We start from the raw sequence: 26,120 nt of genomic DNA, 5'->3' as shown, positions 1-26,120 counted from the left end.
ATATTTTAACACAAAGTATATAGTATTAACTATAATTACTTAAAATTTACCATTATAATTAGAATATCCTTACTTCATAAAGTAATACATCTTTCCATTTTCATATTGATAATCTATTTCTCCACCTTCTACAAGATATGAAATCATAGATGATAATGTAGCATTTGAAAAATAGTATTCTTTATAGTTTAGTTTAAGCTCGTTGTATTCTATAATATCCTTTAATAAATCTTCTCTAGTATACGGTGTTGTTAAAAATTCTCTTATTTGATTTAAGTACTTATATATAACCTCTTTATTTATCTCTACTAATTTCACAGCCTCTTCTTTATCAAGTAAAGCCTTTGAATGACCCATAACACAAAAATCAAAATCAATTTCCTTTATTTTATCTAAGGTATTTAACTGCTCAGATATATCGAATAAAAAAGGAAAATTGTATTTTTCTAAAATACTTTCGTTAAATAAAGAATCTCCAAGATATAATACCTTATCCTCTGTTAATATACCTATAGACCCTATACTATGCCCTTTAAGATTTATTATATCAAACTTTTCATTGTTTAACTTAATTTGACCTTCATAAACCACTTCGTCTATACTAAATTTATTTTCTCTATTTTTAAAGTAATCATCAAGCAATTTATTAGATTTTCCACCATATACATAAGTCGAAAATAAATAAGAATTGTCTATAAAAGTTTTTGCATCATCTGATGCTATGGACTTAGCCCCAGTATAATAATCTAATAATATCTTACTTGCTCCATAATGATCTGAATGCTCGTGAGTATTGAGTATATACTTTACACGAAGACCCTTACTATCAAATAACTTTATAAGTCTATTACCTCTAGAATTTGAAATACCTGGATCTATAACAAGTACATATTTATCCTTAAATACATAAACCCCAGTATTAGTTCCACCTTTTATATAATAGCTATGTCCTTTGATTTTTTCCAGTTCCATATTACCCCTCTTCTCTTAAAACAAGCGCTTTAACTCTTTTTAGTACCTTATATGAATTATTTTTCGTCATATTCATTCTTATATTACTTGCAACACTATTAAAAAATATAGATTCTATAAAATACTCTACAATTCCTCTATCTCTAAATTCGATATCCATTATACTCTTAGAATAAAGCTTTGAATCTATAACAATCCCTTTATCATAATAGTTCATTCGCTCATTTTTGTTCATATAATCTATACTTGGCTTAAATTTTTTGCAATACTCTATTTTATAATTTAATACATCATCTTCTATTTTAATGTTATGCTCATTATTCATATATTTTGCAAACTCTATATTATCTTTTTTTATTCTATCATAATTTTTATTGTAATCTGTCTTTGTCCAATGTCCATATATTCTACAATTAAGAGGTCTAACATCATATATTAAGCACCTATTGCTTGAATCTTTAAATGGACAGGGTAACTTTTCCTTGTACTCCAAAAAATAATAATCTAGTATTTTTTCCATAACTATATTATATATATAGTTATTTTCATTTAAATAATTATATATATTTAAAAATTCTACTAAATTCGCTCCAACAGATTCCATACAACATTTTCCACATCCTATACAATCTCCATTGGGTATACTATTATATAAATCATTAAGTTCTTTAAAAAGATCATTCTTTAAGCAATAATCTATCCCTAAGTTTATATCATCCTTTTTTATACTAGGCATTAGACTCTCTCCTTGATATAATATTTTAATAACCTAAATATTATATCAAATTTTAATTTACAATTGGAGGTATTTCATGAATAGGTATACAAAAGTAATAAGACCTCTTGGTTCTTATTTTACTAAAGACTATGAAAAAAAGAAAAAAGATTTAATAAAAGTAAGAGAAATTAAGGAAAGTACAGTTAAAAAATTCTTTTTAAATGGGGATTGTGAGGTTCTAGTTCACTTTGAAGAAACGGGTAAAGAAATTTTAATAGACTTTTTCAGTTCTGAAGAAGACATTAAAAAATATCTAGGCGCTTCATTTATAAAAAGATAATGAAAGTTAAAATAATAAACAACCCTTCGTCAGGAACCCAAACCCTTCAAAAGAATTTAGAAATTATAATCGGAAGATTAGTGCTTGATGACACATTAAAAGAAGTCGACAAAGTAGACACTACTATAGATTTTGACTACTCAGGTGAAGTTTTAAAAATGAAAGATCAAAACTATGATTTGTTGATAATAGTAGGAGGAGATGGAACTGTCAATAATGTTATAAATGCAGTAGCAAAAAATAATATAGATGTTCCTATTTTAATACTTCCAGCAGGAACTGTAAATGATCTTGGAAAATATTTAAATCTTCCAACGTCAATAGAGGGAGTATGCTCTATTATTAAAAATAATACTGTTAAAGAAATAGATTTATGCAAGGTTAATGATAAGTATTTTATAAACGTTGCAGCTTCTGGACTTTTAGCAGATATTGCTATTAAAACTCCAGTCAAATCAAAAACTGCATTCGGAAGCTTTGCTTATTACGCACAAGGTATAAAGGAAGTTCCAAAACAATTATTTGAAACACTAAAATTCAGATTTGAATGCGACAATGAAGTTTTAGAGACCGAAGCCTTCTTATTCCTAGTTCTAAATTCTAAATCAGCAGGAGGATTCTCAAATTTTGCACCAAAGGCTGATATAGATGATGGCTTATTCGATGTATGCATAATCAAAAAATCTTATCCTTTAAATGCAGCAGGGGTATTTTTAAAAGTATTCTCAGGAGAACATATAAACGACCCTAATGTAATATATCTGCAAACTGATAACTTAAAGGTCGATTGCTTAAACAAAGAAAATTTACTTATAGATATCGACGGAGAAGATGGAGGTACCTTCCCTGCTACATTTGAAATAAAGAAAAGAGCTTTAAAGGTTATAGTTGGAATATAATTCTTTAATAAATACTATACACAAAAATTTCATAATTACCTTATTACATAAAAGTGTGAGAAATCAAATAAGATTTCTCACACTTTTTTATAACGAATAGGAAATTATAATCATCTTTAAACATTGTTAAATTTTAAATAATGTGATAATATATAGCATGATATTCCAATTTACGACACATATTTATTTTTTTACTCTAAAATATTATACAAGGAGGTAATTTTATGAAATTAAAAAACAAAGTCCTTATCCCTATCACACTCATTATAGTATTATCAATAACCATTCTATCAATATTTAGTTTTTCTCAAGTAAATAATTTGATTTCCAGAATAATTTATAATCAATTAAATGGACAACTAAATACAGTCATTGGTACTATTCAGAACAGCGAAAATATAATCGATATTACCAAAGCATCATTAAACGATAAAAATATCTCAATTGCAAATTCTATAGCTCAAATAATTAATGAAAATCCTAAAATACTTTCTAATGAAAATATGACTAAACTAGCTAAAAATCTTAATGTTGATGAAATTCATGTTACAGATGAAAATGGTATTTTAATTCACGGTACACATACTAATTTTTTTGGTTTTGATTTAAAATCATCGGAGCAAAGCCAAGAATTTTTAAAGCTAATCGATACAAAAAACATTTCTATAGTTCAAGAACCAACCTTAAGAGGATCAGACAATGAACCTTTTCAATATATTGGTGTGTCAAGATTAGATAAACCAGGAATAATCCAAATAGGTATTTCAGCTAAAACAATAAATGATATACTTTCTACAATGGATATACAAAAATTTATTGAGAAAACACATATAGGAAAAAACGGATATGCTTATATAACTGATTTAGAGGGTATAGTTATTTCACATCCTAATAAAGATATTATTGGTACAGATATGAATCAGTTTGATTGGGGTAAAAATATTCTTAAGTCTAAAGAAGGACATTTTGAATATACATTTGAAGGAGTACCTAAATACTCTGTTTTCAAAAATATACACGATAAAATAGCTATACTTACTTATTCTAAATCAGAGTTAATGTCTGTTTTTAATAAGTTAAAGATTCAAATTCTTATAGTAATATTTATAACTATACTTTTATCTATTTTATTAATAACCTTATTGTTAAATAAACTTGTTATAAAACCTCTAACTGAAATTGGCAATGCTATGAATAAAGTCGGAAACGGTGAATTAAATATAAGCATAGATTTTAAATCAAACGATGAAATTGGATTATTAAGCAGTAATTTTAATAAAATGATTGAAAATATAAAATCTATTGTTTTTAATATCCAAGAAACTACATATAAATTAAAACAAGAATCAGAAATAATTTCTCACTCAACTGAAGAGGTAAGTATATCTAGTGAAGAAGTTTCAAAAGCAATCCAAGAAATCGCTTCAGGTGCAACTGATCAAGCTCAAGAAACAAATAACACTTTAAAAATAAGTACTGACTTATCACAAAAAATAGAAAATATTTCAAATACCTTGAATTTAACTAGTTCTAATACAATAAGTATGAAAGAAAAAAATATACTAGGAATGCAATCTATTATACAACTTGATAATAAATTTAAAGAAAATACTATTGCTACTACAAATGTAGGAAATAATATAAAAGAACTTGCTGAAAAATCAAACTCTATAGGTACGATAATAGAAACCATAAAGTCAATTGCTGAACAAACAAATTTATTGGCATTAAATGCCGCTATAGAAGCAGCAAGGGCAGGAGAATCAGGTAAAGGATTTGCAGTTGTTGCTAATGAAGTAAAAAAACTCGCTGAACAATCCTCTAAATCAACAGAAGATATACAAAATATAATAAATGAAATAGTTGCTTTAATATCTAATACAACAAATACAATGGATGATACCCAATCCATAGTAAGAAATGTAAATGAATATTTAGATTATACAAAAGAACTATTCAATAATATTGAAATATCAGTAAATGAAGTAATTAAGGATGTAGATTTATTAAGTGATGATATTAATTATGTTGAACAAGCTAAAAATGAAGTACTACATTCAATGGAAAATATATCATCACTGTTTGAAGAAACAGCAGCCTCAACAGAAGAAATTAGTGCCTCAACAGAGGAGCAGTCTGCTTCTGTTGAAGAAATCTCATCTTCTATACAAAATTTAAATGAAACAATAAATGAATTATCAGAATCAATTAATATATTTAAAATTTAACTAATCTTTGGCTCATACCCTATTACTTTCTACAAGTTATGAGATGTGAGCCTTTTATATCTTTGCAATTAATCAATTAATAATCCCATAGACAAAGAATCATAGAATTTATTTTCAATTAAGAAATCTCTTTTTATAATCCCTTCTTCAAAAAATCCAAGTTTTTTATATAACTTAATTGCTTTAGTGTTATCTGTTCTAACTCGCAAATTTATTTTTCTTATTACTGCTGAACTTTTACTCCACTGAATTAAATATTTAACTAATTCTTCCCCTACTTTATTTCCCCAATATTCTTTTAATACACTAACTCCAAATTCCCCTGTATGAGCAATTCTTTTTCTTTCACCTGCACTAAAATTTAAATTACCTATTATTTTTCCATTCATCTGAGCTACTATAAATAAGCTGTTATTCTTGTTATTAGCAGCTTCAATAAATTCTTCTTCCTGCTTAATAGTTACACCAACTTCGCCTTCTCCAAATGTCAAATAATCCGATTCTTTACTAATTGAATTAAGATAATTTACTAATTCACTTGCATCAGATTTTATAGCTTTTCTAATTATAATTTTTCTATTCTTTATTCTTATTTTTTTCATAACATATGACCTTTCTTTATATAATTTATTCAAAACTTTAATTTCTCTAGATAAGAGATTTTTTAAATTTCTCTGGATCTGACACCCTCATATTTAATATATAACCACAATTAGTACATATCTCTGCTATAACTAGTGAAGAAGCAATTATACTATTGGTAGGTTTCAACGCTGCATAACCAGTAAATTCTCCTCCAGCAATTTCTGTACAACCACATTCTGGACACTTCTTTTTTTCTTTTTCCATAGTCTAATCCTCCTATTTCTAATATATTTCACATCTCGGATAAACTAACTTTTCAAATGGCCAGTCCTCTTTAATCCAATTTTTAACTGTTTCAAAAAGGAGTTCTTCTAATCATTTTTCTATTTCACTTTCTCTTGCCCATAAATATACTTCTGCATCAAAATTCTTTTGTTTACTTTGATTTATATATACACATCCTAAGCATATTTTCTCATCTAAGCTCATTACTGTATATGTAAATGCTGTTCTATCTAAAAACTCACTTTGATGTCTTTGTAAATCTTCTAAATTTTCTTCAATTGTCATATCTTTTCTTGGCCATGCATACTCATCATCTTCATCTGATAGAGTAATTAAGTGCTCTCTACTTGACATTACAGCCTCATAATCTTTTTCAACATCATCTGTTGTTAGCATTCTAAGTCTAAATATTTCAGTTTCTAGTTTTTCTGGAACTATAAAATTATCTGGTACAAATTTATTTAGCATGATTCTCCACCCCTATCAATCCTTATTTTTAGAAAAATAATCACCTCTCAATTTTTCTATATCATTTTTCATATTTTCTAAATCATATTATCTATTTTCAATTCAATATTTTACCACAAAAGTATATCTTCGTTTAATTTAAATTTTAAAATCCTACTTATAATATTTTATTATTTGTATTAAAATAATAATTAATTGATTAAATAAGTAGGTAGGTGATAAAATGCTTCAAAAGATTGGGTATGCTTGTATAAATACAAGCATAAAACCTAGAAAATTCAATGATTGTAGATTAAATTCAGTTTATAAATACGGTATAGATTATCTAAGAAATAAAATAATAAATAATCTGTATCTAGTAAAAGATATTCTACTTTGGAATATTCAAAACGATATATATATGTATAGAGTAAGTAGTAGATTATTTCCACTTGTAACCCATCCAGACATTATAAATGACTTTGATTGGAATTGGAAAAAGGATGATGAAATATTAGAGATAATGAAGGAGATATCGGGTATAGTTATACGATACAATATACGACTTTCTATGCATCCAGATCAATTTACAGTTTTAAACAGCCCTAATGAAAAAGTAGTTAAAAATAGTATAATAAATATAAAATATCACTACGATATACTTAAAAGGTTATCTGGAAATGATATGATAATTCATACAGGTGGAGTTTATAACGACAAAGAATCTGCTATAAAAAGATTTATAGAAGTTTTTAATAATTTAGAAGATGATATTAAAAGTATGATAAGACTTGAAAACGATGACAAATCATTTACAGTTGTAGATGTTCTTTATATAAATTCAAAAACAAATATTCCAATAGTATTAGATATACACCATCATAAATGCAACAATCCTAATAATATAAATATTAAAAATTATTTATCTAATATAATGAATACTTGGAAAAATACAAGTCTAATACCTAAACTTCATATAAGCAGCGGACGTGATAATACATTAGATAAAAAACACAGCGATTATATACACATAGATGATTTAAATTATCTTTTGAAAGTCATAGACAAATTCGACTTTGATCTTATGGTTGAGGCAAAACAGAAAGATAAGGCAGTACTTAATATAATTGATATATTAAAAGACATTCCTTAAAATTAAGGAATGTCTTTTTAGTATATTATACATAATAATCAATATTGCTACCCTGTGATGTTTTTGGCTTTTTCAAATTTTTATAAATTTCAAATACAGTTTTATTAACACATACTCCAAAATAATTTACTATAAAAATACTAAATCCCATTCCAAAATATCCTAAATAGCTAAATATATAAACTGCACAACTTATAGGTACATATAATACTCCACATTGAAGCATCATTTTTATAGTTATACTAAAATTGTTCATTAATACATTAATACTTTCTTTTAATCCTGAAATTAAAGATATATCTTCTACCACCATTAAATATTCTATATAAAAAAATGGCATATACAAAATAGATATCCACACAAAAGCTTCATCTATAAAACCCAATAAAAAAGGTATATAGCATATTAAGTTTAATAAAAACAATCTACACCAAAATTTATTTCCAAAATATATAAAATCCTTTAAAGAACAACTTTTATTCTTAATATCATTTATACTCCCTAGATATCCTCCCTCTATAAAACTTATAAAACATATTACTGTAAAAAAAAGAAGTATATTAAATAATGTAAGTTCATTTATAATTCCAAGAAATGCTCCGTTTTTATATTCAAGTAAAGGGCTAGGAAAATTCTTAATCAAATATCTAACACTAGGTGGTGCAGATATTATAGAAAACTGAAATGAAATCATACTAATATTAGGTATGTAATCCGTATTAAATACCTTCTCATATGAAATTAAGCTTAGAATATCTATAATACAAGGTATTAAAATTATCCATATAGATTTGTTAATACTGCTTATAGATTCTTTGAATATTTGTTTTAAGTTCATTTCTCACCTCTTGTCATAAAGTTTACTATCAAATATAATCTAATTGTACCATAAATTGGAGGTGTTTTATGAAAAAGCACAGTTTTTTAATAACCTTTACATTACTTTTATGCTTAACTTTTTTATCTTATTCATATCAAAAGGAAAACTATGAAAATGTAACTAAGCCTCATGTCAATATAGAGTCTAAAAATCTTGGTAAAATAAATAATATAGACTTTTGCAAAACTTATGAAAATCCTTGCTTAGTAATTACATCTATTAAATACGAAGATTATACCCCCTATTCATATCTATATCTACTAGATTTAGAAACAGAACAAATAACAGAAATTAATAAATACAAGTCGCATAAATATTTAAGTGATTTTCTAACTTTTGATAGTTTCTCATCAGATGATATAGTAACTGCTTATGAAGATGGTATAGTTAAGACCGAAGTAAAGTATGATGAAGACGGCTCGATTAACTTTGATTCACAAGAACTCGATATATTTAAATTTGAAGATACAGACAGTGTGGATTTTAAAAATGGGGCATTATTTTTTTCAAGTAAGAATGATAATTTAATATATAAGCAAATATTACATAATGATTTTTTCTCATCATTTACAAATGACAATGCACCCAAGCATCAAACATTTTATAGAAATCCCAACTACATAGTCAATGTAAATTCACTTGATGGATGTTTATCTTATACTAAGGTCAATAAAGATAGACTAGACCTTTATAGAATGTACTATAGCGGAGAATATGTAGATAAATTTAATGCACCTCTTATTAAGAATGTAGTAAATGCTAAAGGAATACATAATGGCTATGGATTCATAGGTATGAATGTAAATTCTGAATCTAATCTAGATATATTTATGATTAGAAATCAAAGCGAAAATCAAGATAATTATAAAATTGATACTATTAACTATAATACAGATATGTTTGGATCAGTTCCGTCTATTGACTCATTAACATTTAATGAAGATTATACATTAGTATATACATCATATGATAAGAGCCATAAAGGTAAAATTAAATCTATAGGATATAATAAAGGCATAAAAACTGTATTAGAAGATGAAAATTTATATGGACCAATTAGAATAGAGGATTATAAAATTAATGATAAGAAAATTAAAAGTATTATGTATTTTACATATGAAAATGGTTCTACCAAAATTAATATATGTGATATAAATGGTAATAAAATCAAAAGCATCAGCCTATAACCTGATGCTTTAATTTTTCTATATTTTAATTATTGATTGCAATGATACCATATTTAGATGAGTCTTGTGATGAACCAAACCATATTTCTCCATAACCAACCATTACTCCTTGGTAATTTACAAATGTATCTTTAACCTCTTGATTTAAAAGAGCTTTTTTTACTTCTTCAGTAAATATACTATCATAGTTTTTTATAAATTCATCTGCTGTTTTAATTTCTGTACTACATTTATCATGATTTACTCTTAATGGATATATAATATACTCTGATACTTTTTCCTTATTATCTTCAGATACGAATTTTTTTATCTCATTAAATATTTTTTCAAATTTAACAGGGTCATCAATTCCTCCTACATAGTATCTATTATCCTTATTAGTATCTTCCTTTGAATTTTCATTATCCGTGCTCTCAGAAACAATTACGTCATATTTAGATACATCATCATGTGATTTATCACCTTTCTCGCAACCTGTTAAAAAACTTATACTACATATAAGTATTAAAATAAAGCTTATAATTTTCTTCATGTCATCACCCCCTATAAAAGTTTAACATATTTTAATCGTCTAACATAATAGTTTATCAAGTGAAACTTATAACGAAAATTTTATTTATCCAATGAGTCTTAACGAAATCTATTGATTAAAAATATCTAATCAAAACTGTTTTACAAAATAGAATAATTATTATACAATTGTATACACAATACATTTTCATTTGAAAGGACTTGATTTTATGAACAATAAATCAAAAGCAATTCTTTATATGCTTTTTTCATCATTTTGTTTTGCTTTAATGGGAGCATTAGTTAAACTAGCAGGAGATGTTCCTACTATAGAAAAAACTTTTTTTAGAAACCTTATAAGTACTTTTGTAGCAGGTTTTTTAGTTATTAAGAATAAGAAAAATTTCTTTGGTAAAAAAGAAAATCAAAAACATCTAATTTTAAGATCTATTCTTGGAACTATAGGAATGATTGGATATTTCTATACTATAGACAATATGTTACTTTCAGATTCTGCTATGTTAAATAAGCTGAATCCTTTTTTTGTAACATTATTTGCTTTATGGTTTTTAAATGAAAAGTTATCTCCTATACAGATGCCCTCTTTAATAGTAGCCTTTTTAGGTGCTTTATTTATAATAAAACCACAATTTAATATAGAAGCATTTCCTGCATTTGTAGGTGTTATATCTGCTATATTTGCAGGTGGAGCTTATACTATGGTACGACTTTTAGGAGATAAAGAAGAATTCTACACTATAGTTTTTTATTTCTCGTTCGTATCATCTTGTATAATGTTTCCCTTGATGATGATAAATTTTAAACCTCTAAGCTTACATCAATTTTTTATACTTATAATGACTGGGATAGTGGCATCTCTTGCTCAGTTTAGTATGACAATAGGTTATAAGCTTGCCCCAGCTGGTGAAATTTCAATATATAATTACACTAACGTAATTTTTTCAGGACTATTAGGCTTTATACTTTGGAGTGAGGTTCCCGATGTATTTAGCTTTATAGGGTATACATTGATAATAGGTTCTGGATTTAGTATATATTTATATAACAAAAAATCTACTTCATGCTAACTTATATATGAAAAAAAGGAATATCTAGACATAAAATTTAATTTCTATATCTAGATATTCCTTTATTTAACTAAATGGTACTATAATTCTTTAAAAAGTTTATAGCATTAAATCTATCAACAAACTCTGCATTTATTTTATCTCCATTACTATACTTTATTTGTATTTCATACTTTACTATATCACAATTTAAAGGCAATTCTTTATAAGTTTCTATATAATCTATAGCATCTTCAATCCTATTTACTTCTTTATATTTACCATGTAGTGGTAAAATAATTATATTCTCAATTCTTCTCAAAATGCTAGTCTCCAATTTAAATTTGAAATTATCAAGTTCTTGCTTGTTTAGATAAATAAGACGATCTACAACTTTGCTTAGATCTTCTTTGGTTAAACTCTCATATTGTTTTATTTTTTCTTTAAAGGTTTCATCATCAGTCTTTTCATCCCAACTTACATCTATATTTACAGTTGAAAATGCATCAATTATAGTTTCATATTCGAAATAAACAACACTAAAGCCATGAGACTTTAATTGTTGTATTGAATTATTAGTAAAAACCCCTGCTAAAATACATCCATAAAAAGGAGATAGGTGACTATATTTATCTATTATTGGAAGTATTGCTCCTTGAATTTCCTGTGCCTTATTCTTTGAATGTTTAGTATACCTTCTCCAAGCCATTTCAATGAATGCAATAGGATCACCAAATTGCTCTTCTGTTCCATATTTTTCAATTACTATATCTAATTTATGTTTATTTCCATATTCATCTGTATATATAACTTCTTTTTTATTATTCCTTGCCTTTCTAGGCCTTTTTTTATCTATATATAAATTATGTTGATTCTCTATTGGTTTTAAATATATATTTACAATATATTCTAATAAATCGCCTATAATTTGACCAAATTTATGAGATGGAGAATTAGCCATTTAACCCACCTATCCTTTCACCCAAAGTCTTCCTTCTTTTAATGGTTTTTTATGTGTTCTATTATCCCACTTAACATTTCTATCTCTTGTTTTATCAAATTTATATTCTTTAAAACCAGCAGCTAATGCTAACTTTCCCATCCATTCATCCACAGGAACATATACTCCATATGGAGCTGAATCACCTATAACAAAACAAACTTCTGAATTTTCTTTACAAACACGTCTTAAGTCAATCCAAACCTTTGCTATATCTAAAAAGTATGTTGCAATCATAGTATGGTAATTTTTTTTCCCACTACGATATTCTCTTTCTCCTTCTAATTTTTTACACACTTCAAATATTTCATCATATATACATTTTAACTTGTCATCTTTTATTATTTCAAAAGTTTCCTTTCTTAATTTCGAAACATGTTGAGTACACGATCTCATTAAATATTTTCTGACATAATCTTGTAAATCTCCCCACTTTTCTATTTCACCTAAAAAAGTTAATTCTAATCTAGTCGCATCTGCATAATCATAATTATTTGCATAAGGAGGTGATGTTATTACTAAATCAATACTCTTATCTGGTACTGAATTTTGTTCTCTGCAATCTTGTCTGAAAAATTTAGCTTTAGATTTAGAGCTACAAGATTGCATGAATTTCATATCTTCATACATAATATTTATTTTTTTTTCAAAGGTTTCAAATGGATGATTTTTTAACTTTTTCGTCTTATTAGGTAAAATATATTGCCATTGAGCAGTTCCAGCAGTTGAGCATGTTCTTAGTATACTAACAAATGCTAACCATGTTAATTTATGCTCATTAGAATCATCTTTTTTTTCTTCTAATACAGATTTGAGAGCATCTAGCATATATAAAATATCCTCTGGATAACACTTTTTAATTAATTCTGGATAATTTTCAGTAAAACCTTTTTTCTTTTTTGATTCATTCAAAACTTTTCCAGCATAATCAACAAATAAATCAAAATCTGTATCCCATAATAACTTCGCTTCTACAACTCTTGATATAAATGGATGCGGATCAACTCCATAACTTTCAAATCCTAATTTATCACTAGTCAATAATACGGTACCTGATCCTGTGAAAGGGTCATATATTCTAAATTTTTCATTAATATCTTTTGTTTTTTCTTTTATTAGTTGTTCAACCCACTCTGCATGAAATCCTGCTGAATACCTATACCATCTATGCATTGGTAAGGACATATTATTTACAAAAGAAGTTGAATTATCTTTTTTTATTTTATTTGTCAATTTAATCCTCCTAAAGAATGTATATTTATCCGAAAGCTAAAAATTCAGTTGGAATAAAAAAGTCTTTCTTCTAAAGATCTTAATGTAGACTTTTTTGAAACTCATAACGAAAATTATACTTTTTCACGACTTAAAGATGAATATAATTTCCTATTCGTTATAAAAACTCCATCTGGATTAAGTTTCACTTTATTATATAATAATGAAAGTACGATTGATTATACCATAAAAAATATAAATAATTAAATGATTAGATAATTTTAATACCCTCTTCTACTGTTAACCTTTGACTGTAAAGAATTTAAAAATAGACCTTAATCAAAAATTAAGATCTATTTTTCTATAGCCTAATACTTATATCTTTGTTTTATATCTCTATCTTCTTATCATATATTTTACATGTTACAAAATATATAATACCTGCTAATACTAAAAATATTAAAGAACTTCCCATAAAGTTTAAACCCAATTCTTTAAAAAATTCCATAACTACTTCTACATTCATATATTCCCCTCCATGAATGTGAAATGAAAAAGACTCAACTATAAAGTCTATCACTTTTCCTCCTATAAATAAAACAATAAAAAATAATCCAAAGCTAACTAATTTAGAATATTTTTTAAACATCTTTCCTGTTAAAGATGATAAAAATATTATACTAACTAAATATATAAGTATGCTCATTGAAAGAATATATAAAAAGCTTCCCATACCAAAAATTCTTATATCAAATATTTTTTTTATTTCTTCAGTATAAGGAATTCTATTAAAAAATATTAAAAGCTGAATACCAGTAATAATAATTATTGATAAACTTGATATAAGATATTGAGCTATTACAGCTAAAAATTTACTTAAAAATATTTTTTGACTAGATACAGGTAGGCTCATGGTAAGATAAACCGTATTGTCTTTCCACTCTTGACCTATAAGCTTAGAGCCTGATGAAAATAGTGGTATCAAAAATGTTATTGGAAATAAAAACATATTAACAGCAAATCCAGATTCTATAGCCCATCCATTATAGCTTTTATAAAGACAGAATATATTTATTATTAAAGCTAATCCTAAAAATATTATAGTTTCTTTTTTGAACTTCATTAAATCTTTTTTAAATAAACTAAATATCATTTCTATATACCTCCTTCATAATTTCACTCAAAGACATATTGTACTTCATTTTTATATCATCTACATTTCCAGAAAGCTTTACCTTTCCTTTTTCCATAAATATAACGTCTTCAAATATATTTTCAGTTTCTGCTATTTCATGAGTAGAGAATATTATTGTTTGTTCTCCCTCTCTATAATCTCTTATTACAGCTTCAACTATTTCATCTCTTGTCAATATATCAATTCCAGATAATGGCTCATCCAAAAGTATTATTTTTGAATTTCTAGAAAAGGCTAGTAAAAGTTTTATTTTTGCTCTCATACCCTTTGACACTTTTCCTATTATCATATTTTCTTCTAAATTCAAAACCTTAAGTAGTTCTTTGTATTTATTAAAATCCCAGTCGGAATAAAATGAAGATATAAATTCTGCTATCTGTCTTATATTCATATCTGAACATAAATAATCTATTTCTGGAAGATATGCAATATCTTTTTTTGTATCGATACAAGGTTTATTTCCATAAATTAATATTTCTCCACTATCAGGTCTATTTAGCCCTGCAATCATTTTTAATGAAGTTGATTTTCCTGAACCATTAGGTCCTAATAATCCTATAATTTTTCCTGTTTCTATTTTCAAATTTAAATCATCTAAAGCTTTTGTTCGTTTAAAGGTTTTATTAACATTTTTGAATTCTATCATTATTTGCACCTCCTATAGTTTTTGTTGGTATTCTTTTATTAAACTTATCATTTCATCATCTTCAAATCCTAAAGATCTCATATCTTGTATGAATTTAATAAGAACTTCACTTGCCATATCATTCTTTATTTCTTTTAAAGTGTCTATTTCTTCAGTTATAAATGTACCTTGACCTCTTAATGTTTTTACAAGACCCATACTCTCCATCTCTCTATACGCTCTTTGAACTGTGTTGGGATTAACCTTTATTTCTTTTGCAAGTTCCCTTTGAGAAGTCATTTTGTCTCCTAATTTTATATCTCCTCTAATTAACTTCTTTTTTATGTCTTCGATTATTTGAATATATATGGGTTTATTATTATCAAAGTTCATAGCACCCCTCCTTATAAAGTGAAACTTAATTCAGATGGAGTTTTTATCCCATCTGAATTTCTAGTTGAACTAATCCAGAAGCTGTAGGATTCTTAGCTTTCGGATCAAGTGAAACTTAATCTATATACCCAGTTGTCGTAGTGGATTAATTAGTTAGTACACTATAACAATATCGTGTTTTTTTGTTTTTGTCAATACTTTTTTATTTGCATTAAAAAAAGGATGTTAAAAACATCCTTTTTTACATAATCATAAAATCTATAGAGTTAAATACTAAACTCTACCTTTTCTTCTATTTGCTTTATACTAACAACCTTATCCTTATATTCTATTTCAAAATTGCTAAATGCAGAATATAAATCTATATCTCTTAACATATGACAAGTCATTATCGTTCCATTTTTGCTAAATCTTAAAAGCACAGCCCTTACCATTTGAAATTGTATTCTTGATATATTTAAATCGTTATTTCCTATATTAAGGTCTACACTTCTATAATTTATATCTATAAATAAATCTATATCAAATTCATCTTCTCTTATAACCCTTATCTCAAAATCACTGTCCAGCTTTAAATTTCCATTTATATACATAACATTCTCCTAAACAAATTTTTTAACACTTTTTCCATTTAAATAATCACACTTATCTCCTTGATTTATATTATTATTTTCCATATATTCATCTATCATGTCTTTTATTTTCCACCAAGAAGTATTCCAATTGCAAAATAGTGTATCTTCCTCAGGTGCTCTACCTATAAGTCTGTGTATTACTATATCTTTTGATAGATATTGTAAAAATGTACAAACTCTTCTCACATATTCTTCTAACTCTATTATTTTTATTTCTTTATTTTCATACTCACAAGCCATCTTAGTTCCCTTAGCTATATAAAGTGAATGTAGCTTAACTCCTTCAACCTTAAGTGCAGATAATATCTTAGCATTTTCTATAATATCATCCATATTGTCGTTTGGAAGGTTCAATATTAAGTGAACTGTAGTCTCAAACCCATATTTTTTAATTCTTATAACTGCATCTATTAACTCGGCTAATGTATGGCCTCTGTTTATTTTTTTGAGTGTATGATAGTTTACTGTTTGAAGTCCAAGCTCTATAGATATATTTACACCTTTTGACTCAATCTCTTTTAATATTTTTAGATATTCATCGTTTATAGCATCTGGTCTAGTTGATACTGATATCTCAACTATATCCTCAATAAGTGCCTCATTCATATAATTTTTAAATCTATCAATTTGCATATAGGTATTAGTATAGTTTTGAAAATATGCTATAAACTTGTTTGCTTTATATCTTTTTCTTATATAATTCATATTCTTTTCTAATTGCTCTTTTACTGAAAGAGTATTCTCTAAAGATTCAAATCCAGCTCCGACATCTGCACAAAAACTACATCCCCCAATCCCAGCTACACCATCTCTATTAGGGCAAGTTAGAGGTAGATTCAAAGGTAGCTTGTACACCTTCTCTTTATACTTTTCCTTTAAATATTTTGAATAAATTCTATATCTATCTTCCATAATATCCTCCAATTAAATTAAGTTTCACTTTATCTTCTATTCATTATAGCAGAATCTATATTGTAAGATATATTATTTTACAAAAATTAAAAAGGTTATTTCAAAATATTATTTTTGAAATAACCTTCTTATCAAGTGAAACTTATCTTCAGGTGGAGTTTGTAACTCCATCTGAAGGTTAGTTGAACTTATCCAGAAGATGGAGTGTTAGAACTCTTAGCTTTCGGATAAATTATCTATTATTTAAAAATATTAACGATAATTTTTCATCTTTTCCAGTTTTTATATCATAGTATGTCATATTTTTTTCATTAGTTTTTAAAATATCTAATACCTTATATTCTTGTTTATTATCTGTTGCACCAAATTTATCTCTTGTACTATCTTTTATACATTTTAATCCTTCATCAGTAAAAACCAAATCGTTAATTATGGCATCTCCTTCTACCGTATAATGTGTTATTCTTATCATGCCTCCTATATTCAATTTTTTATTTCTAAATTGATCAATAAATTTATCTAGTTTTTCTATATTGTAACCTTCTCCATGATGCCCTATAACATCACCTTTACTTAAGGCTAATTCAAAGGTATAATTTTCAGGTAATTTTTCTAGTTCATTATAAATTCTTTTACTCTTAATTATTATTTTTTCTGCATTTGTAATTGGCGGTAAGCTCATTGTCATAATGTTCCCATAATATACTTCAACATCAGTTCCTTTAGTTAAAACATCCCTATTTAATTCTTGTTCATTTTCATCAACTATTATTGTTTTTTCATCTACATTAAAGTTTATTCCATCATTCATATTTCCTATAAGAAACATCTTTCCATTCTTTATATCGGTTATTTGTGTTATTTTGCCATATTCCATATTTAAATCGCTTATTTGTTTTATTTTACTATATTCTATATTTACATTGTCAACTACTATTTTTTGTGCATGTCCTATAGGAGGTAGGCTTCTTGTCATAGTTGCATCGTGATAAACAATTACTTTACTTTCTGCTTTTATGTCATTCTTTGATAATTTTTTACCATCTAAGTCTACTATCTTCGTATCTTCATTTATCCTAAACACTATTTCCTCATACATTCCTTCTCCTTCAACTCTTACAGTATCATTTACTATATTATTAACAATACCAGCCATTTTATAAAGCTCTAATTTTTCGTCAAAATATTTGCTTCCTCCTGCATCAAGATTATTACCTTTTTTATTTAATTCTACCATATTAGTTTTATTGTTCCAAGAAACATCATACCCAAAGGTTTCACTTACAAATCTTAAAGGTACATAAGTTCTATTGTTTATTATTGTAGCCGATGTATCAAGTTCTGCTTTTTTTCCATTTACTTTAGCATATTTTTTATTAACAGGTAATTCAATTTTCTTACCATCTAGTTCAATTATAGCTGTCTTTGTATTATCATTCCAAGAGATTTTTCCTCCTAAATGTTCAGTTATAAATCTTACAGGGACTATAGTTCTTGATTCTGATAATAGAGGTTTTTGATCTGGGAAAGATAGTAGCTGACCATTTATATTTATATTAATATCTCTGTTTATGCTTGCCTGAGTAAGATCTATACAGTTGATTGGTTTTTCATTTGCATATCCAGTTATCATACCAGTTAATAAACTTGCCCCTATTAAAGTTGTAGCTATCGCTTTATTTTTTATTTTCATTTTAAAATTCTCCCTTCATATTGTTTTCTATACTCATTAGACGATATAAAATTAAAAAAGTTCCATAAAAATTAAAAAAGTTTTTTTTATTTTTATTTGCTATTTTGACAATAATATTAGTGGTAACAAATATGGATTGACAAATACACATTAATATCTTAATATTGTAATATAACGTACAACAGGAGGAAGCTATGGAAAACTATAAAACTAACCCAGAATTATTCGATCAATGCTCTGAACTTTTAAAAGCTTTAGCTCATCCAGTAAGACTCTGTATAGTTAAAGGTCTTTTAGATCAAGGTTCTAGTAATGTATCTAATATGCAAAATTGTCTTGAGATGCCTCAATCTACTATATCTCAACATGTTTCAAAGTTGAAGTCAGCGGGTATAATAAAGGGGAATAGAAACGGTCTTGAGATAATTTATAGTGTATCAAATGATAAGGTAAAAGATATTATAAAAGCATTATTTTAAAGGTATTATAAAATTTTCGTCTCATAAATAACTTGTTGCTCAAAGATACACTTGCGACTATCTTTGAGCAACAGAGTCGTTAGACTTGTTGGCAACATGAGTCACCGTGTTAGCGAGTAGACGAATTTCTTATACAATTTACATCATAATATTCTAATATATGAATTTTAAGGAGGTTTAATATGAATAAAAAAGTAGTTATAGTTGGTGGAGTTGCAGGGGGTGCTTCTACTGCTGCAAGACTTAGAAGATTAGACGAAAATGCTAAAATTGTTATGTTTGAAAGAGGAGAATATATTTCTTTTGCAAATTGTGGTCTTCCTTATTATATAGGAGAAACTATAACTCAAAGAGATGCATTACTGGTTCAAACAGTTGAAGGTATGTCTAAAAAATTTAATATGGATATTAGAAATTTAAGCGAAGTTGTTAAAATAAATAGATTAAATAAAACTGTTACAGTTAAGAACTTAAGAACTAATGAAACTTATGAGGAAAGCTACGATATATTAGTATTATCTCCTGGTGCTAGTCCAATTAAACCTCCAATAAAAGGTATAGATGATGCTAAAAATTTATTTACTCTTAGAAATATACCTGATATTGACAATATTAAAAATTTTGTAGATAACAACAATCCTAAAAAAGCAGTTGTTATAGGCGGAGGATTTATAGGTATTGAAATGGCAGAAAATCTTTATGATAGAGGTGTTGAAATTACTTTAGTTGAAAAAAGTAACCAAATAATGGCTCCTGTTGACTATGAGATGGCTAGTATTCTTCACTCTCACATAAAAGATAAAGGTGTAAATTTAATTCTTGAAGATGGAGTTAAGGAGTTCAAAAACAACGGAAAGCAAATAGTTCTTTCAAGTGGCAAAATAATAGATACAGATATGATTGTATTATCAATAGGTGTTAAACCTGAAAGTTCACTTGCAAAGGATGCAGGTCTTGATATAGGTAATAGTGGTGCAATAAATGTTGATGAAACGCTTAGAACTTCTGATAAGAATATCTATGCTATTGGTGATGCTATAGAAGTCAAGGATTATATAAATAAAAAGCCAACTGTTATTCCTCTAGCTTGGCCGGCTAATAGACAAGGAAGACTTGTAGCTGACCATATAATGGGCAGAAATATCAAATACAATGGAACCTTAGGAACATCTATAGCAAAAGTATTCGATATGACAGTTTCTTCAACAGGTAACAATGAAAAAACTTTAAAAGAACTAGGTATTAAATACAAATCTATCCATGTACATCCAAATTCTCATGCTGGATATTATCCTGGTGCACTTCCTATATCTTTAAAATTAATATTTGATCCTAATACTGGTAGTATATTTGGAGCTCAAGCTGTAGGATATGATGGTGTTGATAAGCGTATTGATGTTATAGCTACTTCTATTAAGGGTGGTCTTAGTGTTTTAGACCTTCCAGATTTAGAACTTTCATATGCTCCACCATATTCATCAGCTAAAGATCCTGTTAATATGGCTGGATATGTTGCATCTAATATAATTGAAGGTCTAGTTGATGTTGTTTATTGGGATGAAATAGATAAAATAGTTGAAAACGGAGGTCTTTTAATAGATGTTCGTGAATCAATCGAAAGAGATATGGGATATATAAAAGGTTCTATAAATATTCCATTAGGAGAAATAAGAGATAGACTTGATGAAATACCCAAAAATAAAGAAATCTATATAACTTGTCAAGTTGGACTTAGAGGATATCTAGCTTCTAGAATATTATCTCAGAATGGTTACAAGGTTAAGAATTTAGATGGAGGTTATAAAACTTATTCATCTGTATTTGAATCAGTTACTTCTAACAGTTGTGACTGTGGTGTTACAGATTCTGGAACAACTAATATCGAGGAGGATTGCCTTATGGAAATAGCACCTACTATATCATTAAATGCGTGTGGTCTTCAGTGTCCAGGACCTATTATGAAAGTATATCAAAACATGGAAAATATGAAAGAAGGCGAAGTTTTAGAAATAACTGCAAGTGATCCTGGTTTTGTTAAGGATATTTCATCTTGGTGTGATAAAACTGGAAATAGTCTTTTAAAATCTGATTTTGAAAACAATGCATTTAAAGCTTTAATTCAAAAAGGTCAAGTTAGCGATTTAGTTAGATCACATGATTCTAATTTATTAAATAATACAAAAGATGGAGCTACTATGGTTATATTTAGTGGTGATTTAGATAAGGCTATTGCTTCATTTATAATAGCTACAGGAGCAGCATCTATGGGTAAAAAGGTTACTATGTTCTTTACATTCTGGGGATTAAATGTTTTAAGAAAGCATGATGCTCCTAATGTTGAAAAAGATACTCTTGAAAAAATGTTTAGCATGATGATGCCAAAAGGAACTTCTAAACTTCCTTTATCTAAGATGAATATGGGTGGTATGGGTGCTAAAATGATAAATCATGTTATGGAAAAGAAAAATGTTGACTCACTTGAAACTTTAATGAAAAATGCTATGGATTTAGGTGTTAAAATAGTGGCTTGCTCTATGTCTATGGATGTTATGGGTCTTAAAGAAGAAGAATTTATAGATGGAGTTGAAATAGGAGGAGTTGCAAGCTACCTTGGTGCAGCTGAAGATTCTGGATTAAATCTATTTATATAGTTAAAATGAAATGAGCTATCTCAAAATGATGTAAAAATCATCTAAGATAGCTCATTATATATCTAAGCCTTTAGCTTTTTTATAAACTATTAATTTGACTTTTCTTTTAACCTTTTCGTTAATTCACCTGATTGATATATAAATGAAATCAAGTCACTAAAATAGCTTGTTTTAGCTTCTGTATCTAGCATTAACCCTCGAACGTTATTCATATCTTTATTTACCAATTCCTCTATTAGCATAAGTTCCTTTGATATATTTTCTATTCTATTAATATTAGTTTTTGCTGTTGTAGAATTAGCTTCTGCAAGTTTAAACAGTTCTTGCTGTGTATCTAATACATCATTTAGTATAGATTCGGCTTTATCAGTTAAATCAATCCCTTTATTAACTTCTTCGGTTACAACTTTATTTTTATTATTTAGACTTTCTATAGAATCTTTTATAATTGCTATGTTGTTTTCTATTTTATTAGAGGCAGTGGATGTTTCTTCTGATAATTTTTTTACTTCTTGAGCGACTACAGCAAATCCCTTGCCATTTTCCCCTGCTCTAGCTGCTTCAATAGTAGCATTTAATGCCAATAAATTTGTTTGACTTGATATGGACTTTATTATTTCTGTGAAATCCTGTATTTTTAAATAAGCATTTTGTAATTTATCATAAGAATCTTTGAATTCATTAAAAATATTCGCTATTGTCATGACCTGTTGAGCTAGTTCATGTATACTTTTACTTCCAATATCTAGACTATTCTTAGTCTTACCTACACTATAAAATACTTTTTCAGTAATATTATTTTCTATCTCTAAATTATCTGAAAGTCCAGCCATATTTTCTGATATTTCTTCCATCCCTTTATTTGTAGTAATAAAGTCATCTGATATTTCACTAATACTCTTTGTTATACGTCCTTCATTTTCTAAAATTCCATCTACTTTATTTTGAGTTAATTGATTTAGTGATTCAAATACTTGTACCATTCTTATAAATTCTTCTTTTTCCATTATAACTTTATCATCTTGTATATCTATAATTTTATTCTTATTTATTTGTTCTTCTTCTTTAAAAAGTTTTAATATATTTTTCATATTTATTCTCCTAATGCAAGTAATATCAATGTTTGATTTAAATGATTACTATTAATTTGCTCTCCATAGCTTGAAAATCCTACAGTAGGTGCAGTCATTAACAATGGCTCTAATACCTTTTTTTCTATTCTTTCCTCTTGAAACTGTAATTTCCTTGATACACAATTTACTGCTAAAATTCCTTTTATATTAGAGATATTTGCTTTTAATTCCTGCACAGTATTACTTGCCATTTCAACAGGGTCTAAAGGTTCTAGTATTTCTAAAATAGAATTGGTTAATACTTGACAATGAAACTGCATAGAATCATCTTCATTTATAGTTGCAGGAGATGCTATCCATATATTATCTCCTATTTTTCTCCCTAAAGGATTTGTAATAAATTGTTTATGTAAATCTTTTTTATCTACTTCTAATTTTTTAGCATAATATTTAGCTGCTGGCTGATTATTAAACTCATATACAATTCTATTATTAATATCAGCTCTAGTTACGATCATTTGCTTTTTAGTAGATTTAAAAATATTTTCTTTATATATACAAAATTTATGTTTAGTATTTACAAAAGTAACCACCGCTGCATCTTTGTATACTCGACCATTATAACTTACCTTTGTTTCTTTAAAATCCAAACCATCTCCAGCACTTCCTCCTATAATAGGAAAATTCTGAAAATCAAATATAGAATTAATAACTGATAAAACCCTTTCTTCTCCTAAAGACAACCCATCCATTAAAGTAATTACAAATCCATCTTTATTACTTTTTAATCCTACTTCATTATATGTTTTAATTAATTCTTCTCTATGTATTATTGGTACCGTTGATATATCATTGACAACAGTTGTTTTAGTAATGAAATCTTTTGAAGATATCGCCATAGCAACTAATGAATTTTCAGTTAGATATTTTTTAGATATTTCTCCAGCAGTAGTACATCCTATAACTTCTGCTTGCTCAAAAGCTTCTTTCATATTTTCGCTTAATAACTCAAAATCATATTTATTTCCTGCAAAATAAATAACATAATTTATATCTTCTTTTTTAATTTGATTAGCAATTTCTTTTACTGCAGTTTCAGTATCTTTATGTGAACTATAAGCATCATATATTTTTAGCAAATAAAAACCTCCTATCTATCAAGTTAAATCCTTACTTTTTCTTCTCAATATAATTATAATATAATTTTTATTATTTTCACGACTTTTTTTTACTTTTACCCCATAATTTATTCCTTATTCATGAAATTAGGGCATAAAAATGTAATTTTAAATATCAACCTTTGATCCAATACCACATTCAATAGCTTTTTGATATATTCTATTAGCTGTAACTATATCCTGAACTGCTATTCCAACACTTTTAAATATAGTTATTTCTTCATCATTTTCTCTTCCTTCGATAGTTTTATTTATAACTTCTCCTAATTCACCATCTATTCTATCTTTTTGTATAATTCCTTTATCTAAAGGTATTATTATATCCCCTGCTTCTTCAAGACAGGCATAAACTGAATCAACATAGATTTTATCAGCATTTGATATTATATATTCATCCATTTCCTGCATTTGAGGTGTAAATGAACCTATTCCATTTATATGACAACCTTTTTTTACCAATTCACCATTGAATACAGGCATGTTTGAAGATGTAGCTAGCGTTATTATATCTGCATCAATAACTGCATCATCTGCATCCTTAGCAGCTATAATTTGAGTTTTATATTTACACAACTTTATTTTTACTTCATCTACAAATTTTTGAGTTTTCTCTTTATTTCTTCCATATACTTTAACTAATTCTAATTCTCTAGCTTCAAGAACAGCCTCAAGCTGCTTATACGCTTGCCCTCCTGTTCCAAATAAAGCTCCTATCCTACTATCTTTTCTAGCTAATATGTCTGTTGCAGCACCAGATGCTGCTCCTGTTCTAATTTGTGTTAAATAAGTTCCATCTAATATACAGTTAACTTCACCTGTTGTATTATCAATAAGTATCATACTAGCAGGCACTACAGGCTTATTTTTACTTGAGTTTTCGGGAAATATAGATACTATCTTTATTCCTGCATTGTCTAATTTTTCAACATATCCTGGCATAAATAAATTTATACCATTGTTATTTGTATTCTCCAGTTTAGTTCTTAAGGGAACTACACTCTCATTATTTGAAAAAATTTCAAATGCTCTTTTATCTGCTTCTATAGCATCCCCCATACTAAATACCTTATCTATATCTTGTTTATTTAGTAAAAGCATTCTATCGCCTCCATATTATGTAATATTTGTCTATTTAAAAATAACATTTAGGTTCGCATAAGTAAACACTATTTTTTATTAAAATACTTGTTATGGTTCTAATTCTTTTATTAAATCAATCCATTAAATAGACTCGTAATATTTTTTAATTTCTTTATACCTTCCATTAATCACATAAGCTTTTATTTTATCTTTCGTTCTATTTATATATTCACATAATAAAAAAATTCGTCTACTCGCTAATGCGGTGAATCATGTCTCCAGCGATCCTTATAGGCTCCGTTGCTCAAAAATAGTTTCAAGTATAGCTCCTTTAATTAGTTATCTACAAAATAAAAAATGATATAGTTTCCTATAGAATAAAAAAGATGGTTATTTAAATGTTAGTGAATCTTTTAAATAGATTTCAATGAAACTTGGATTGTATCGTTTAAATATACGTTAAAAAATTTCTTATGTCTTAGCCTTAGCGAGTTTAAGAAATTTTAGTATATTTAATAAGATACAATACTTAGTTTTATAAATCTATTTAATGAATTCACGGTATTTAAATAACCATCTTTTTAGCTTAAGAACAAAAAAAGATTACGTGGCTACGTCCTACTCTCCCAGGAGGCTGCCCTCCAAGTACCATCGGCGCTAAGGAGCTTAACTTCTGTGTTCGGAATGGGAACAGGTGTATCCTCCTTGCTATAATAACCACAT

The 26,120-nt window shown here is 27.1% G+C and carries 26 protein-coding genes and 1 rRNA gene; 8 read left to right on the top strand and 19 right to left on the bottom strand.

Annotation, left to right across the window (positions count from 1 at the left end):
- Nucleotides 1–69: 69 nt before the first annotated feature.
- Together N4A48_RS04960 and N4A48_RS04955 are read right to left on the bottom strand one after the other, a co-directional pair.
- On the bottom strand, nt 70–972 hold the full coding sequence (locus tag N4A48_RS04960) for an MBL fold metallo-hydrolase (RefSeq protein ID WP_293664714.1): 903 nt from the start codon (nt 970–972) through the stop codon (nt 70–72).
- 1 nt (nt 973) lies between these two features.
- Nucleotides 974–1,708: a YkgJ family cysteine cluster protein gene (locus N4A48_RS04955; protein WP_293664713.1), complete on the bottom strand. Its 735-nt coding sequence runs from the start codon at nt 1,706–1,708 to the stop codon at nt 974–976.
- Nucleotides 1,709–1,784: 76 nt separating this feature from the next.
- On the opposite strand from N4A48_RS04955, the gene N4A48_RS04950 reads away from it, so the two are divergent.
- The 3 genes from N4A48_RS04950 to N4A48_RS04940 all read left to right on the top strand — a co-directional run bounded on the left by N4A48_RS04950 (nt 1,785) and on the right by N4A48_RS04940 (nt 5,157).
- Nucleotides 1,785–2,030, top strand: coding sequence for a hypothetical protein (locus N4A48_RS04950; protein WP_293664712.1), 246 nt, complete (start codon nt 1,785–1,787; stop codon nt 2,028–2,030).
- Nucleotides 2,030–2,929 (top strand): diacylglycerol/lipid kinase family protein, encoded by a 900-nt coding sequence (locus tag N4A48_RS04945; RefSeq protein ID WP_293664711.1) that lies wholly within the window; start codon nt 2,030–2,032, stop codon nt 2,927–2,929. The genes N4A48_RS04950 and N4A48_RS04945 overlap by 1 nt, the downstream gene beginning before the upstream one ends.
- 224 nt (nt 2,930–3,153) lie before the next feature.
- Nucleotides 3,154–5,157, top strand: a complete 2,004-nt coding sequence (locus N4A48_RS04940; protein ID WP_293664710.1) for a methyl-accepting chemotaxis protein — start codon at nt 3,154–3,156, stop codon at nt 5,155–5,157.
- Nucleotides 5,158–5,225: 68 nt separating this feature from the next.
- Here the strand turns inward: N4A48_RS04940 and N4A48_RS04935 are convergent, their stop codons facing one another.
- The 3 genes from N4A48_RS04935 to N4A48_RS04925 form a co-directional block, all read right to left on the bottom strand.
- Nucleotides 5,226–5,759 carry a GNAT family N-acetyltransferase gene (locus tag N4A48_RS04935; protein ID WP_293664709.1) on the bottom strand — a complete coding sequence of 178 codons (534 nt, stop codon included), beginning with the start codon at nt 5,757–5,759 and terminating at the stop codon, nt 5,226–5,228.
- A 46-nt stretch (nt 5,760–5,805) separates the two neighbouring features.
- Nucleotides 5,806–6,006 (bottom strand): transcription initiation factor TFIIIB, encoded by a 201-nt coding sequence (locus N4A48_RS04930; RefSeq protein WP_293664708.1) that lies wholly within the window; start codon nt 6,004–6,006, stop codon nt 5,806–5,808.
- A 111-nt stretch (nt 6,007–6,117) separates the two neighbouring features.
- A complete protein-coding gene (locus N4A48_RS04925) occupies nt 6,118–6,495 on the bottom strand; it encodes a hypothetical protein (protein ID WP_293664707.1) in 378 nt (125 codons plus the stop codon).
- 223 nt (nt 6,496–6,718) lie between these two features.
- Between N4A48_RS04925 and uvsE the strand changes: the two genes are divergently transcribed.
- Nucleotides 6,719–7,627, top strand: coding sequence for a UV DNA damage repair endonuclease UvsE (uvsE, locus tag N4A48_RS04920; RefSeq protein ID WP_293664706.1), 909 nt, complete (start codon nt 6,719–6,721; stop codon nt 7,625–7,627).
- 25 nt (nt 7,628–7,652) lie between these two features.
- Here uvsE and N4A48_RS04915 read toward each other — a convergent pair whose 3' ends face one another.
- Nucleotides 7,653–8,465, bottom strand: coding sequence for a hypothetical protein (locus N4A48_RS04915; RefSeq protein WP_293664704.1), 813 nt, complete (start codon nt 8,463–8,465; stop codon nt 7,653–7,655).
- A 68-nt stretch (nt 8,466–8,533) separates the two neighbouring features.
- Here N4A48_RS04915 and N4A48_RS04910 point away from each other — a divergent pair, with 68 nt between their 5' ends.
- On the top strand, nt 8,534–9,694 hold the full coding sequence (locus N4A48_RS04910) for a hypothetical protein (protein WP_293664703.1): 1,161 nt from the start codon (nt 8,534–8,536) through the stop codon (nt 9,692–9,694).
- A 25-nt stretch (nt 9,695–9,719) separates the two neighbouring features.
- Here the strand turns inward: N4A48_RS04910 and N4A48_RS04905 are convergent, their stop codons facing one another.
- Nucleotides 9,720–10,226, bottom strand: coding sequence for a hypothetical protein (locus tag N4A48_RS04905; RefSeq protein WP_293664702.1), 507 nt, complete (start codon nt 10,224–10,226; stop codon nt 9,720–9,722).
- Nucleotides 10,227–10,434: 208 nt separating this feature from the next.
- On the opposite strand from N4A48_RS04905, the gene N4A48_RS04900 reads away from it, so the two are divergent.
- Nucleotides 10,435–11,292 carry a DMT family transporter gene (locus tag N4A48_RS04900; RefSeq protein WP_293664701.1) on the top strand — a complete coding sequence of 286 codons (858 nt, stop codon included), beginning with the start codon at nt 10,435–10,437 and terminating at the stop codon, nt 11,290–11,292.
- A 70-nt stretch (nt 11,293–11,362) separates the two neighbouring features.
- On the opposite strand, the gene N4A48_RS04895 is transcribed toward N4A48_RS04900, so the two are convergent.
- From N4A48_RS04895 to N4A48_RS04860, 8 genes are all read right to left on the bottom strand, one after another.
- Complete coding sequence (locus N4A48_RS04895; protein ID WP_293664700.1) at nt 11,363–12,232, bottom strand: hypothetical protein; 870 nt, start codon at nt 12,230–12,232, stop codon at nt 11,363–11,365.
- Between the two features lie 9 nt (nt 12,233–12,241).
- Nucleotides 12,242–13,504, bottom strand: a complete 1,263-nt coding sequence (locus N4A48_RS04890) for a hypothetical protein (RefSeq protein ID WP_293664699.1) — start codon at nt 13,502–13,504, stop codon at nt 12,242–12,244.
- A 367-nt stretch (nt 13,505–13,871) separates the two neighbouring features.
- Nucleotides 13,872–14,636, bottom strand: coding sequence for an ABC transporter permease (locus N4A48_RS04885; protein ID WP_293664698.1), 765 nt, complete (start codon nt 14,634–14,636; stop codon nt 13,872–13,874).
- Nucleotides 14,626–15,324, bottom strand: coding sequence for an ABC transporter ATP-binding protein (locus tag N4A48_RS04880; RefSeq protein WP_293664697.1), 699 nt, complete (start codon nt 15,322–15,324; stop codon nt 14,626–14,628). Before N4A48_RS04880 ends, N4A48_RS04885 begins: the two co-directional genes overlap by 11 nt.
- A gap of 12 nt (nt 15,325–15,336) precedes the next feature.
- A complete protein-coding gene (locus tag N4A48_RS04875) occupies nt 15,337–15,696 on the bottom strand; it encodes a GntR family transcriptional regulator (RefSeq protein ID WP_293664696.1) in 360 nt (119 codons plus the stop codon).
- Nucleotides 15,697–15,962: 266 nt separating this feature from the next.
- Nucleotides 15,963–16,289: a hypothetical protein gene (locus N4A48_RS04870; RefSeq protein WP_293664695.1), complete on the bottom strand. Its 327-nt coding sequence runs from the start codon at nt 16,287–16,289 to the stop codon at nt 15,963–15,965.
- A 9-nt stretch (nt 16,290–16,298) separates the two neighbouring features.
- Entirely contained in the window at nt 16,299–17,243 is a 945-nt protein-coding gene (locus tag N4A48_RS04865; protein WP_293664693.1) for a TIGR01212 family radical SAM protein, read from the bottom strand.
- 232 nt (nt 17,244–17,475) lie between these two features.
- Nucleotides 17,476–18,936 carry a stalk domain-containing protein gene (locus N4A48_RS04860; protein WP_293664692.1) on the bottom strand — a complete coding sequence of 487 codons (1,461 nt, stop codon included), beginning with the start codon at nt 18,934–18,936 and terminating at the stop codon, nt 17,476–17,478.
- 194 nt (nt 18,937–19,130) lie between these two features.
- Here N4A48_RS04860 and N4A48_RS04855 point away from each other — a divergent pair, with 194 nt between their 5' ends.
- Both N4A48_RS04855 and N4A48_RS04850 read left to right on the top strand, forming a co-directional pair.
- On the top strand, nt 19,131–19,415 hold the full coding sequence (locus N4A48_RS04855; protein WP_293664691.1) for an ArsR/SmtB family transcription factor: 285 nt from the start codon (nt 19,131–19,133) through the stop codon (nt 19,413–19,415).
- Between the two features lie 182 nt (nt 19,416–19,597).
- The gene (locus N4A48_RS04850; RefSeq protein ID WP_293664690.1) at nt 19,598–22,066 is read left to right on the top strand and encodes a CoA-disulfide reductase; all 2,469 of its coding nucleotides are present in this window, start codon (nt 19,598–19,600) and stop codon (nt 22,064–22,066) included.
- A gap of 89 nt (nt 22,067–22,155) precedes the next feature.
- On the opposite strand, the gene N4A48_RS04845 is transcribed toward N4A48_RS04850, so the two are convergent.
- The 4 genes from N4A48_RS04845 to rrf all read right to left on the bottom strand — a co-directional run bounded on the left by N4A48_RS04845 (nt 22,156) and on the right by rrf (nt 26,119).
- Nucleotides 22,156–23,157, bottom strand: a complete 1,002-nt coding sequence (locus N4A48_RS04845; RefSeq protein ID WP_293664689.1) for a methyl-accepting chemotaxis protein — start codon at nt 23,155–23,157, stop codon at nt 22,156–22,158.
- 2 nt (nt 23,158–23,159) lie between these two features.
- The gene (locus N4A48_RS04840) at nt 23,160–24,278 is read right to left on the bottom strand and encodes an FIST signal transduction protein (protein WP_293664688.1); all 1,119 of its coding nucleotides are present in this window, start codon (nt 24,276–24,278) and stop codon (nt 23,160–23,162) included.
- 147 nt (nt 24,279–24,425) lie between these two features.
- A complete protein-coding gene (locus N4A48_RS04835) occupies nt 24,426–25,415 on the bottom strand; it encodes an ornithine cyclodeaminase family protein (RefSeq protein WP_293664687.1) in 990 nt (329 codons plus the stop codon).
- Nucleotides 25,416–26,002: 587 nt separating this feature from the next.
- Nucleotides 26,003–26,119 (bottom strand): 5S ribosomal RNA (gene rrf / locus N4A48_RS04830).
- Between the last annotated feature and the right edge of the window lies 1 nt (nt 26,120).

It is taken from the genome of Tepidibacter sp., from assembly GCF_025210165.1.
GTDB lineage: Bacteria > Bacillota > Clostridia > Peptostreptococcales > Peptostreptococcaceae > Tepidibacter_A.
Note: the sequence above shows the minus strand (reverse complement) of the source record. Positions and strands in the feature narration are given on the sequence as shown.

Bases quoted from the DNA above. Each gene is read 5' to 3' on its own strand.
- N4A48_RS04960 (WP_293664714.1), bottom strand. From the start codon at position 972: ATGGAACTGGAAAAAATCAAAGGACATAGCTATTATATAAAAGGTGGA.
- N4A48_RS04955 (WP_293664713.1), bottom strand. From the start codon at position 1,708: ATGCCTAGTATAAAAAAGGATGATATAAACTTAGGGATAGATTATTGC.
- N4A48_RS04950 (WP_293664712.1), top strand. From the start codon at position 1,785: ATGAATAGGTATACAAAAGTAATAAGACCTCTTGGTTCTTATTTTACT.
- N4A48_RS04945 (WP_293664711.1), top strand. From the start codon at position 2,030: ATGAAAGTTAAAATAATAAACAACCCTTCGTCAGGAACCCAAACCCTT.
- N4A48_RS04940 (WP_293664710.1), top strand. From the start codon at position 3,154: ATGAAATTAAAAAACAAAGTCCTTATCCCTATCACACTCATTATAGTA.
- N4A48_RS04935 (WP_293664709.1), bottom strand. From the start codon at position 5,759: ATGAAAAAAATAAGAATAAAGAATAGAAAAATTATAATTAGAAAAGCT.
- N4A48_RS04930 (WP_293664708.1), bottom strand. From the start codon at position 6,006: ATGGAAAAAGAAAAAAAGAAGTGTCCAGAATGTGGTTGTACAGAAATT.
- N4A48_RS04925 (WP_293664707.1), bottom strand. From the start codon at position 6,495: ATGCTAAATAAATTTGTACCAGATAATTTTATAGTTCCAGAAAAACTA.
- uvsE (WP_293664706.1), top strand. From the start codon at position 6,719: ATGCTTCAAAAGATTGGGTATGCTTGTATAAATACAAGCATAAAACCT.
- N4A48_RS04915 (WP_293664704.1), bottom strand. From the start codon at position 8,465: ATGAACTTAAAACAAATATTCAAAGAATCTATAAGCAGTATTAACAAA.
- N4A48_RS04910 (WP_293664703.1), top strand. From the start codon at position 8,534: ATGAAAAAGCACAGTTTTTTAATAACCTTTACATTACTTTTATGCTTA.
- N4A48_RS04905 (WP_293664702.1), bottom strand. From the start codon at position 10,226: ATGAAGAAAATTATAAGCTTTATTTTAATACTTATATGTAGTATAAGT.
- N4A48_RS04900 (WP_293664701.1), top strand. From the start codon at position 10,435: ATGAACAATAAATCAAAAGCAATTCTTTATATGCTTTTTTCATCATTT.
- N4A48_RS04895 (WP_293664700.1), bottom strand. From the start codon at position 12,232: ATGGCTAATTCTCCATCTCATAAATTTGGTCAAATTATAGGCGATTTA.
- N4A48_RS04885 (WP_293664698.1), bottom strand. From the start codon at position 14,636: ATGATATTTAGTTTATTTAAAAAAGATTTAATGAAGTTCAAAAAAGAA.
- N4A48_RS04880 (WP_293664697.1), bottom strand. From the start codon at position 15,324: ATGATAGAATTCAAAAATGTTAATAAAACCTTTAAACGAACAAAAGCT.
- N4A48_RS04875 (WP_293664696.1), bottom strand. From the start codon at position 15,696: ATGAACTTTGATAATAATAAACCCATATATATTCAAATAATCGAAGAC.
- N4A48_RS04870 (WP_293664695.1), bottom strand. From the start codon at position 16,289: ATGTATATAAATGGAAATTTAAAGCTGGACAGTGATTTTGAGATAAGG.
- N4A48_RS04865 (WP_293664693.1), bottom strand. From the start codon at position 17,243: ATGGAAGATAGATATAGAATTTATTCAAAATATTTAAAGGAAAAGTAT.
- N4A48_RS04860 (WP_293664692.1), bottom strand. From the start codon at position 18,936: ATGAAAATAAAAAATAAAGCGATAGCTACAACTTTAATAGGGGCAAGT.
- N4A48_RS04855 (WP_293664691.1), top strand. From the start codon at position 19,131: ATGGAAAACTATAAAACTAACCCAGAATTATTCGATCAATGCTCTGAA.
- N4A48_RS04850 (WP_293664690.1), top strand. From the start codon at position 19,598: ATGAATAAAAAAGTAGTTATAGTTGGTGGAGTTGCAGGGGGTGCTTCT.
- N4A48_RS04845 (WP_293664689.1), bottom strand. From the start codon at position 23,157: ATGAAAAATATATTAAAACTTTTTAAAGAAGAAGAACAAATAAATAAG.
- N4A48_RS04835 (WP_293664687.1), bottom strand. From the start codon at position 25,415: ATGCTTTTACTAAATAAACAAGATATAGATAAGGTATTTAGTATGGGG.